The sequence below is a fragment of the Streptomyces sp. NPDC051214 genome (genome assembly GCF_040682375.1).
In the GTDB taxonomy this organism is placed as follows: domain Bacteria; phylum Actinomycetota; class Actinomycetes; order Streptomycetales; family Streptomycetaceae; genus Streptomyces.
In genome coordinates this window covers 181,013-191,110 of the sequence record NZ_JBFBAT010000002.1, presented here as the reverse complement: position 1 = coordinate 191,110, position 10,098 = coordinate 181,013, and the positions used below count along the sequence as shown (strand labels likewise).

The window sequence follows — 10,098 nt, the reverse complement described above, 5'->3', positions numbered from 1 at the left end:
CCTGCCTCCTCGGCCTTGACCTCGAAGCGGTTCCGAGCTCGGTCGAGGGCTTCTGCAGGATCACATCCATGGGCTCGAAGCCAGTGGAGGAACTGCTGAATCTCGCGGTGTCGCCCCATGTGACGCTGCAGATACTGCCGTTCGAAGCCGGTGCGCACGCGGCTGCCGTCGGCAGCTTCGTCGTACTGCGCGGCCCTGCCCAGGAGTTGGATGTGGTCTACGTGGACATCCTGGGCGGCGGACTCTTCATGGAAAAGCGGCCAGAGCTCGAGCGCTACACATTGGCGTTCGATTACCTCCGCGCTCAGGCCCTGGATCTGGCAGCATCCGCAGAGACCATTCGTCGAACACTGAGGGAACTCTGATGGATCACGAGCAGCAGCTCGCTGGTTCAAGTCCTCCTACAGCGGAGGAAGTGGGACCGAGTGCGTGGAAGCCGCGTTCGCATCCGGCGCCACCTGCGTACGTGACTCCAAGTACCCCGCGCACCCATTCTTCGCCGTCCGCCAACCCGCATGGGCCCTCTTCGTCCACGCCCTCCGTGACGGCCGACTGGCCTGAGAACCGTTGCCCCGCACACAAGAGGGCCCGCTCTCGGCGGGCCCTCCTGATTGCGTGCGTGAGGTGGCTGTGCGTCAGTCCTCGTCGTGGTCGTCCTCGGAGTCGTGGTGGCCCTCGAAGTGGCCCGCTGCGTCGGTGATGCCGGCCGGGCCGCCCAGGTTTTCGTAGGCGAAGGCGCCGCGCATGCCCTCTCCGTCGTGGTCGCCGTCGAAGTGGCCTGCTGCCTCGGTGATGCCGGCGGGGCCGCCGAGGTTCTCGTAGGCGAAGCCGGCCCGCATGCCCTCGTGGTCGTCGTCGGCGAGGGCGGTGCCGCTTGCGCCCAACACGGCGGCGGCGGTGAGGGCGGTGACAGCCAGGGCGGTACGGATACGCATGGGGTGCCTTTCGGTGCGCGATCGTGGAGTGTGTTCACTGCGGTCAGTGGGGTCCGCGTGTTCAGTGTGTTCAGGTTTGCCCTATTTACTGATCGCGCAGACCTGGGCCCGCCTCAATTCACTCGCACAGCGGCGGGCCCATGGGCCCGCGCCCGCCTAACCCACCCGCTCGTCCCAGTCGATTCGATGTTCGAACTGCCACGCACCCCACACCGCTCCCCCGCCCCCGCCCACCTTCGTCGCCACCGGCAGCACCGCGTCCCGCAGCGCGCGGCTCAAGGGCCCCGCCGGTTTTGGTGTGGCCGTGCGGGCCGCTGCCGAGGTGGCCGTTGTCGTGGCCGTCGTGTGTTTGAGGATGCGGTCCACCCTTGGGCGGCGCAGGGACTCGTAGGCTCGGAAGGCTGCCCTCGGGGGCAAGTCCCTTAGGCAGCGGGCCAGTTCGACCGCGCTCTCCGTGGCCAGCGACACCCCCTGGCCCGACGTCGCCGGCGTCGCGTGCGCCGCGTCGCCGATCAGGATCATGCGACCCCTGCTCCAGGACGTCACCGGAGGCATCGTTTCTGTGGGGCCTGTGATCAGCAGGTCCTCGGGGGCCGTCTCCCGGACCAGGTCCGGTGCCGCAGTGCGGTCGTCCGCGAACGCCTCGCCCAGCCGCTTCAGCCACTCCCTCGCGCCCACCGTCTGCGCCTCCGCCGACGTCATCGGCTCCCGGTGCGGCAGGTTCACGAACCAGGCCGCCGAACCGTCGGCGAAGATCTGGTAGCCGAAGTACGCCTTCTTGCCGTAGCACATGTACAACACCCCATCTGTGGCAGGCAGTTGGGTTGCGTCTACGCGTGCCGTGAACGTCAGCACTCCCGCGTAGTGCGGCTTCGGCGTCGTCGGGTCGATGAGTGCGCGCACCGTCGAGCGCAAGCCGTCCGCGCCGATCAGGATGTCCGCCCTCGCCAGTGAACCGTCCGAGAAACGCGCCGTCACCCCCGCGCCCGTGTCCGTCGCGTCAAGCAGGCGCTTGCCCCGGTGGAGCGGGACACCTCGGCGCGACGCCTCCGCCCACAGCGCCTCGCCCAGTTCCGTGCGCCAGACAAAGCGGGTCGTCGGGAGGTCCGTGGGCGGCGTCAACTGGGCCAGGTGCCTGCCCGTCCAGCTGCGCAGGCCGAGCGACGTCACCGGGGTGCCGATCGCGCTCACCGTCTCCGCCGCGTCGATCGCCTCCAGCGCCTGCATGCCGTTCGGGGCGATCGTCATGCCCCCGCCACGGCCCCGCCCACGGTCACGGCCACGCCCACGGTCACGGTCACGGCCGCGGTCCCGGCCGCGGTCACGGCCGCGGTCACGGCCGCGGTCCCCGCCACTCGACTTGGCGTCATACGTGGCGCGCGCCTCGCCCGCCGGCGCCTCGCCCGCCCCCGCCTCGTACACCGATGCCTCGATGCCCGCCTTGCGCAGCGCCATCGCCGCCACCAGGCCCGCGACACCACCCCCGATGACCAGGGCTGTTCGGGTGCGTCGGTCAGTGGTGGTGGGCGTGGTTCGCGCGGTCATCTTTACTATCGGTCCCTCGTCGGCAGCGCCTTCGAGCGCGCCGCGGAGGCGCAGCGCACACCCTCACCAACCTACGTGGCCCAGACCCCCTCGCCGCAAGGCTTTCCCGGCGCGTTAGCCTCGGCAGCCTCGGGCCGAGCCCCGGAGAGGACTCATAGAGGACTCATAGAGGACTCATAGAGGACTCATAGAGGACTCATAGAGGGCTCAAAACGAGACCCGTACAGGGCTCATAGAGGACGTATCGGCCAGCGGCCTTCACTGCCGGCCGGGGAAGCGAGGCGAGCATGGCTCAGGTACCGGCAGCCGTCGTGGCCGCGAGTGGGCTCGTCGGTGGGTACGCCGTCGCCCGCTGGACCAAGAAGCGGCCCCTCGGCGGCCTCGTCCTCGCCGCAGCGGGCGCCGCCGCCGCTCAGCAGTGGCGAGCCGCGGCCGGGGGCAGGACCGCTGCCGCGCTCAGTGCCACGTACGTCGCCGCCTTCGCCGGGTCGCATCCCCTCGCCAAGAAGGTCGGGGCCTGGCCCGCCGTCTTCGGCGTCGCGGGTGGTGTCGGGCTCGCGTCGTGGGCGCTCGCCGACCGGCGCAAGTAGCCGACCCCCGACCGGACCGCGCGCGGTGCCTCAGTTCTCGCTGTCCCTGAACAGCCGCGCGAAGCCCGCCACCGCGAGCACCCCGACCCCCATCACCAGCACGAAGAACCCCCACGCCAGCGGCCACACCGCCGCGTCCGGCTCCGGGTGGCTGTCGAAGGAGACGTACATCAGCGTCGCCGGCGGTCCCGCCACCAGGAGCAGCGCCCACACGAGGCGGTCCCGGAAGCCGAAGTAGGCCGCCAGGGCCAGCATCGAGACGGTCAGGGCGGCTATCCCGACCGCCGTCACCGGTGACGTCTCGTTGATCGCGCCCGGCGTCTCGGGGCGGTTGCGCAGGTCCCAGGGCAGGCACAGGAGGTACGCCGCCACCGCGAGGCCCGCGCCGAGCAAGCGCGTCGCCCAGCGCCGCAGCGGCGGGCTCCCGGGCAGGGACGTCAGCAAGTTCCCCGGCTTCATGAAGCTCAGTCCGTGGCGCGGGCTCATCTTCGTACCCATGCGCGGGCTCATGTACATCGACTTTGCCGTCATGCGTAGGAGCCTGCCGCCTTCCCCGAAGCCGCGACAGAGTACGCGTACTCAGACCGAGCACTCGTACTCAGACCGAGCATGCGTACGCAGACCGGCCCTAAGCCGGTCCCCCACGCCCGCCCCTGAACGTCACCCGATAAGCCCCCGGCGACACCCCGACCCCCGCCTGAAAGTGCTGCCTCAGCGACGCGCCCGTGCCGAAGCCCGCCTCCGTCGCGATGCGGTCGACCGTACGGTCCGTCTGCTCCAGGAGTTCGCGCGCCCGGTCCACGCGGCGCTGCGTCAGCCATTGCATCGGCGTCAGGCCCGTCTCCTCGCGGAAGCGGCGGCTGAAGGTGCGCACGCTCATCGACTCCTGGGCAGCAAGATCGGCCAGTGTCAGGGGCTCCCCCAAGCGCTCCTGGGCCCATCCCCTGGCCCGGCCCGTCGACGTGAGGCGCGGCTCCGCCACCGGGCGGCGGATGTACTGGGCCTGGCCGCCCTCGCGGTGCGGGGGTACGACGGTGCGGCGTGCCACCTCGGCCGCCACCGCCGCGCCATGGTCGCCGCGGATCATGTGCAGGCAGAGGTCGATGCCCGCGGCCTCGCCCGCGGAGGTGAGGACCGGCCCCTCGTCGACGTACAGGACGTCCGGATCGACCGTCACGGCGGGGAACGTGCGGGCGAAGAGGTCCGCCGACAGCCAGTGTGTCGTCGCCCTGCGGCCGTCCAGGAGGCCCGCTGCAGCGAGGACGAAGGCGCCGGTGCAGATGGAGGCGATACGGGCGCCGGAGGCGGACTCCAACGCCCCAGCCAGGGCCGGCGACAGCTCACCCGGCCGCAGCGACTCGTCCTCCTCGTGCGAGGCGGGGACGATCACCGTGTCCGCGGCGGCCACCGCCTCGGGGCCGTGCTCGGCGTGGACGGGGAAGTCGGCGTCCGTGCGGATGAGGCCGGGGGTCAGGGCGCAGGTCGTCAGGTCGTAGAGGCGCGCGCCCTGTGCCGAGCGCGCGTTGCCGAACAGCTGGTGGACCAGGCCGAGTTCCATCGGCAGTACGCCGTCCCTGACGAGGACCGCCACCCGGTGGCCGCCCACAACTCCCTCTCCGCTCATCCCCGGATCTTGCCACCCGCCTCACCCGGAAGCCTTCGCCTCCGACAGCGGGCTCGCGATGTCCTCCAGGGAGCGCCGTTCCGCCTTCACCGCGAACACCGCTGCCACCAGGCCCGCCGCGCACATCAGGCCCGCGCCGATCTGGAAGGCGAGGACCGTGTCGCCGACGACGCCCGACTCGGTCAGCTTGGCGAAGATCAGCGGGCCGCTGATGCCGCCGGCCGCCGTGCCGATGGCGTAGAAGAAGGCGATGGCCATGGCCCGGGTCTCCATGGGGAAGATCTCGGAGACCGTCAGGTAGGCGCTGCTCGCGCCCGCCGACGCGAAGAACAGGACCACGCACCAGCAGGCCGTGAGCGTCGCCGCGCTGAGCGAACCGCGGTCGAAGAGCCACGCCGTGCCGAAGAGCAGGATGCCCGACACGATGTACGTCGACGAGATCATGATGCGGCGGCCGACCGTGTCGAAGAGCTTGCCGAGGAAGAGCGGGCCCAGGAAGTTGCCCGCGGCGATGACGGCGAAGTAGTAACCCGTGTTGCCCGAGGGGACGTCGAAGAACTTGGTGAGGATCGCGCCGAAGCCGAAGGTGATCGCGTTGTAGAGGAACGCCTGGCCGATGAAGAGGGACAGGCCGAGCACCGCACGCTTGGGATAGTCGCGGAAGACGGTCTTCGCGATGAGGCCGAAGCCGATGCTCTTGCGCTGGTGAATGGTGATCTCGCGCTCGGGCGGCGGCAGGCGTTCGCCCTTCTCCTCCTCGATCTCCCGCTCCACCGACGTGACGAGGGTGTCCGCCTCCTCGCCGCGGCCGTGGATGAACTGCCAGCGCGGGCTCTCCGGGACATGGCGGCGTACGAGGAGGATCACCAGGCCGAGTACGACGCCGAGGGCGAAGGTGAGCCGCCAGCCGAGGTCCTTGGGGAAGATGCTGGTGTTCAGCATGACGACCGAGAGCAGCGAACCGCCGATCGCGCCCAGCCAGTAGCTGCCGTTGATGATCAGGTCCACGCGCCCGCGGTACTTGGACGGGATGAGTTCGTCGATGGCCGAGTTGATGGCCGCGTACTCGCCGCCGATGCCGAAGCCGGTGAGGAAGCGGAAGAGGAAGAACCACCAGGCGTCGAAGGAGAGCGCGGTGAGGGCGGTGGCGCCGAGGTACACCGCGAGGGTGACCATGAAGAGCTTTTTGCGGCCGTACTTATCGGTGAGGCGGCCGAAGAAGAGGGCCCCGGCGCAGGCCCCCGCCACGTACAGGGCCGCCGCGGTGCCGGTGACCTGGGCGGAGCTGATCGCGAGGCCGCTGCCCTCCTCGGAGAGGCGGCTGGCGATGTTGCCGACGGTGGTGACTTCCAGGCCGTCGAGGATCCAGACCGTGCCGAGGCCGATCACGATCATCCAGTGCCAGCGGGACCAGGGCAGCCGGTCGAGGCGGGCGGGCACGGCCGTGGTGACGGTGCCGGTCTCACCGTCGGCGCGCCCGGGGTCGGGGGGCGGCGGCGAGGCGGGCGTGGACGACGCGGTCATGGCGGGCGGCTCCTTCCGCTGCTCCCACGTCGCCGGGCTGCTGCTTCCCGCGGCCTGCGGATCGCAGGCCGCGGCTCGGGCGACGGCTCTCTCGGCATCGGGAGAGCTCCTCCAGAGTGCCCGGCAATGGCGCCCTCACGCGCGCTGAGACCACCGGAAGGCGCCCCTCGGCCCGTAAACCCCGTGGACCGCCCTCTACGCCCCCAGCAGCCGCGACACCGAATAGATCGCGAGCCCCGCCAGCGCCCCCACCACCGTGCCGTTGATCCGGATGAACTGGAGGTCGCGGCCGATGTGGGCCTCGATCTTCTTCGACGTGTGCTCGGCGTCCCAGCCCGCGACCGTGTCGGTGATCAGGGAGGTGATCTCGTCGCGGTACGTCGTCACCACGTACACCGCGGCGCCCTCGACCCAGCCGTCGACCTTCTGCTGCAGCCGGCCGTCCGTCGCCATCCGCGAGCCGAGCGAGAGCAGCGCGGCCCGCACCCGCAGGCGCAGCTCGCTGCGCTCGTCCTCGGCGGCGGCCACGATCATTCCGCGTACGGCCGACCAGGCGGAGGCGATCAGGTCCTGCACCTCGCCGCGGCCCAGGACCTCGCGCTTGAGGCGCTCCACGCGCTCGCGGGTGTCCGAGTCGGACTGCAGGTCGGCGGCGAAGTCCGCGAGGAAGCGGTCGACGGCACCGCGCGCGGGGTGCTCGGGCATGTCCCGCATCTCGGCGAGGAAGCGCAGGAGCTCCTTGTAGACCCGCTCGCCGACCTTCTTGTCGACGAACCGCGGGGTCCAGCCGGGAGCGCCGCCCTGCACGGCGTCCATGACCGACTCGTCGTGCTCGACCAGCCAGTCGTGGGCGCGCACGCAGACCAGGTCGACGACCCGCTTGTGGCCGCCGTCCGCGACGACCTTCTCCAGCATCTTGCCGATACCGGGGGCGATCTCCTGGGCGTCGGCGCGGCGCGTGATGGCCTCGCCCACGACCGCCTGGACGTCGGAGTCGCGCAGGACCGTCAGGGCGCCGCGCAGGGCCGTGGCCAGTTCGGCGGTCACCCGGTCGGCGTGATCGGGGTCCGCGAGCCAGGTGCCGAGGCGGCTGCCGATACCCACCGCGCGCAGCCGGCCTCGTACGACATCGGAGGAGAGGAAGTTCTCGCCCACGAAGTCGCCGAGCGATGCGCCCAGTTGGTCCTTCTTGTTCGGGATGATCGCCGTGTGCGGGATGGGCAGGCCCAGCGGGTGGCGGAAGAGCGCCGTCACGGCGAACCAGTCGGCGAGCGCGCCGACCATGCCGGCCTCGGCCGCCGCGGCGACATAGCCCGCCCAGGCGCCGGCGCCGGAGTTCTGGGCCCACTTGGCGAGTACGTAGACGAGGGCGACGAAGACGAGGAGGCCCGTCGCGGTGATCTTCATCCGGCGGACGCCGCGCCGCTTCTCCTCGTCGGCGGGGCTGTACGTGAACCCGCCCCCACCGCTGAGGGGAGCGGAGCTGCCGGAGCCCGTCAGGACGCCGCTTGAAGGGCCCGGCTCACGGGAATGCTGCCCGGAAGCACCCCCTTCGGACGCATCCTCCGGAATTGAACGATTCGTACGTTCCACTCACTCCACCTGACCCGTTCGCGTGGTTCGCGGCGTCCTCATACGTATTGTCCCTGCCGCTCTGCGTCCCTTCCTGACCGACTCCTGGAACGGACCACAAGTTCCCGGCGTCTGAATGGTCGGAGGGGGGCAGTGTCGGCCGCCTCACGGCCCATGACGCATCATGGGGTGATCACATCGGAGCCTCGATCAGGCTCCCCCTGCTCGAGGAGACACAGCCCGCATGACCAAGCGTCACGGTTATGCCCTGCTTGCCGCGGTCCTCGCGGTAATAGTGGTGATTTCCGCCGCCATATACCTCGGTGTATCCACCGACGACGGATCTCAGGACACCATCAGCGCGGGGCCCCGCGGCCCGCGCAACTCCGCGGCGCCCGCCTCGGCCGGCACCTGGGTCGGCTCATGGGCCGCATCCCCCGCGGCGGCCGAACCAAACACGCACCGCAACGGCTTCGCGGGCCGCTCCATCCGCAATGTCGTGCACACCAGCGTCGGCGGCGACAGCGCCCGCATCACCCTGTCGAACCTGTACGGGCAGCAGCCGCTGAGCATCACCCACGCCTCCATCGCCGTCGCCGTGGGGTCGAACAACCCGGCGGCCGCACCGGGCACCCTGCGCCGCCTGGCCTTCAACGGCAACACCTCCGTGGTCATCCCCGCGGGCCAGCAGGTCATGAGCGACGCGGTCCGGCTGCGCGTGCCGCACGACGCCGACCTCCTGGTCTCGACGTACTCGCCGACCCCTTCGGGCCCGGTCACCTTCCACCCGCACGCCCGCCAGGTCAGCTACGTCGCCGAGGGCGACCGCACCGAGGACCAGAACGGCGCCGCGTACACCCAGCAGAGCACCTCCTGGCGCTACCTCTCGGCGGTGGACGTCCTGAGCAACGAGTCGGACGGCACCGTCGTCGTCTTCGGTGACTCGCTCACCGACGGCATCTCCTCCACGATGGGCGCCAACGCCCGCTGGACCGACAACCTGGCCGACCGCCTGCGCGAGGAGTCCGGCGCCCCGCGCTACGGCGTCGTGAACGAGGGGATCAGCGGCAACCGCGTCCTCTCGGACGGCAACGGGACACCCGCCGACAACCCGAGCGGCCTCTCGCGCTTCAACCGCGACGTGCTCGACCGTACGGGCGTCAAGGCCGTGGTCGTCGCGCTCGGCGTGAACGACATCCTGCGCAACCCGCACCAGAACGACCCCGACCGCATCGTGGAGGGCCTGCGCGAACTGACGCGCCAGGCGCACACCCGCGGCCTGCGGGTCGTCGGGGCCACCCTGATGCCGTTCGGCGGCCACCGGGGGTACGAGCCGGCGCTGGAGAACGTGCGCCAGGCCGTGAACGAGCAGATCCGCGACGGCAAGGTCTTCGACGAGTTCGTCGACTTCGACAAGGCCCTGCGCGACCCGTACGACCCCCGCAAGCTGCGCGGCGCGTACGACTCGGGCGATCACCTGCACCCGAGCGACCTGGGCTACCGCAAGATGGCCGAGACGTTCAACCTGACGCACCTGCGGGGCTCCGCGGCCGCCGAGCTGTAGCCGTCCCGGGGCTCAGCCCCGGGACTCGGTCTCACGGCTCAGTCCCGCTCCTCGCGTCTGCGCATGTGCAACTCACGCCGCTCCAGCTTCTCGCGGCGGCGCTCCTCCTTGATCCGCAGGCGCTCCGCCCGCGGCAGCTTGCGATCCACGCCGACCCCGCCCATCAGGGCGAAGCCCGTGACCGTCACGCGCGGGGAGCCGGGTGTGCCCTCGCCGGTGGCCTTGTCCTCGAAGCCGCCCATGATCCCGAAGCCCTTGACCCGGACGTCCAGTTCGGGCGGCACGGTGACCTGCAGGCCGCCCATGATCGTGAAGCAGCGGATCTCGACGTCGCGGTCCGCGAACCGCGCCTCGCGCAGGTCGATCTCGCCGCCGCCCATCAGCGCGAACGCGGTGAACCGCGAGCCCACGGTCCAGGTGCCCTTGCGCATGAACCCGCTCCAGAACGCGAAGCCCCCCGCGGAGGTGGCCTCGCCGCCGATGCGGGACGGCCAGTCGATCTCCCCCTCCCCGGCGGCACCCGCCTTCACCATGGACACCTTGGTGCCCACCGCCGGCAGATCCCGGGTGATCGGCTCCAACTCACCGTACGTACGCGCCTTGTACGTCGCGTCCAGGCGCTCCTCGAACTCCTCCATGTCCAGGCGGCCCTCGGCCACGGCGTCACGGAGTCGTTCGGCGACACGTTCACGGTCGGCGTCGGCGGCCCGGAGATCCGGGAGATGAGGCTGCTCGTCGGTCATG

General features: G+C 70.8%; 9 protein-coding genes and 2 pseudogenes. 4 read left to right on the top strand and 7 right to left on the bottom strand.

Annotation, left to right across the window (positions count from 1 at the left end; all coding sequences use genetic code 11):
- Positions 1–110 precede the first annotated feature (110 nt).
- Together AB0M70_RS05350 and AB0M70_RS05345 are read left to right on the top strand one after the other, a co-directional pair.
- A pseudogene (locus tag AB0M70_RS05350) lies at positions 111–365 on the top strand (Scr1 family TA system antitoxin-like transcriptional regulator); the annotation flags it as partial.
- Between the two features lie 28 nt (positions 366–393).
- Positions 394–561: pseudogene (locus AB0M70_RS05345) on the top strand (DUF397 domain-containing protein); the annotation flags it as partial.
- 74 nt (positions 562–635) lie between these two features.
- On the opposite strand, the gene AB0M70_RS05340 reads toward AB0M70_RS05345, so the two are convergent.
- A complete protein-coding gene (locus tag AB0M70_RS05340; RefSeq protein ID WP_365816592.1) occupies positions 636–935 on the bottom strand; it encodes a hypothetical protein in 300 nt (99 codons plus the stop codon).
- Between the two features lie 156 nt (positions 936–1,091).
- Complete coding sequence (locus AB0M70_RS05335; RefSeq protein ID WP_365816590.1) at positions 1,092–2,480, bottom strand: FAD-dependent monooxygenase; 1,389 nt, start codon at positions 2,478–2,480, stop codon at positions 1,092–1,094.
- A 287-nt stretch (positions 2,481–2,767) separates the two neighbouring features.
- Here AB0M70_RS05335 and AB0M70_RS05330 point away from each other — a divergent pair, with 287 nt between their 5' ends.
- Positions 2,768–3,070 carry a hypothetical protein gene (locus AB0M70_RS05330; protein ID WP_365816588.1) on the top strand — a complete coding sequence of 101 codons (303 nt, stop codon included), beginning with the start codon at positions 2,768–2,770 and terminating at the stop codon, positions 3,068–3,070.
- A 30-nt stretch (positions 3,071–3,100) separates the two neighbouring features.
- Here AB0M70_RS05330 and AB0M70_RS05325 read toward each other — a convergent pair whose 3' ends face one another.
- From AB0M70_RS05325 to AB0M70_RS05310, 4 genes are all read right to left on the bottom strand, one after another.
- On the bottom strand, positions 3,101–3,601 hold the full coding sequence (locus AB0M70_RS05325) for a hypothetical protein (RefSeq protein ID WP_365816586.1): 501 nt from the start codon (positions 3,599–3,601) through the stop codon (positions 3,101–3,103).
- Between the two features lie 97 nt (positions 3,602–3,698).
- Entirely contained in the window at positions 3,699–4,694 is a 996-nt protein-coding gene (locus tag AB0M70_RS05320; protein WP_365816584.1) for a helix-turn-helix domain-containing protein, read from the bottom strand.
- Between the two features lie 21 nt (positions 4,695–4,715).
- A complete protein-coding gene (locus AB0M70_RS05315) occupies positions 4,716–6,218 on the bottom strand; it encodes an MFS transporter (protein ID WP_365816582.1) in 1,503 nt (500 codons plus the stop codon).
- 195 nt (positions 6,219–6,413) lie between these two features.
- Positions 6,414–7,718 carry a DUF445 domain-containing protein gene (locus AB0M70_RS05310; RefSeq protein ID WP_365817546.1) on the bottom strand — a complete coding sequence of 435 codons (1,305 nt, stop codon included), beginning with the start codon at positions 7,716–7,718 and terminating at the stop codon, positions 6,414–6,416.
- Between the two features lie 316 nt (positions 7,719–8,034).
- On the opposite strand from AB0M70_RS05310, the gene AB0M70_RS05305 reads away from it, so the two are divergent.
- The gene (locus tag AB0M70_RS05305) at positions 8,035–9,354 is read left to right on the top strand and encodes an SGNH/GDSL hydrolase family protein (RefSeq protein ID WP_365816580.1); all 1,320 of its coding nucleotides are present in this window, start codon (positions 8,035–8,037) and stop codon (positions 9,352–9,354) included.
- A gap of 38 nt (positions 9,355–9,392) precedes the next feature.
- Here AB0M70_RS05305 and AB0M70_RS05300 read toward each other — a convergent pair whose 3' ends face one another.
- Positions 9,393–10,097, bottom strand: coding sequence for a DUF1707 domain-containing protein (locus AB0M70_RS05300; protein WP_365816578.1), 705 nt, complete (start codon positions 10,095–10,097; stop codon positions 9,393–9,395).
- Position 10,098: the final 1 nt, after the last annotated feature.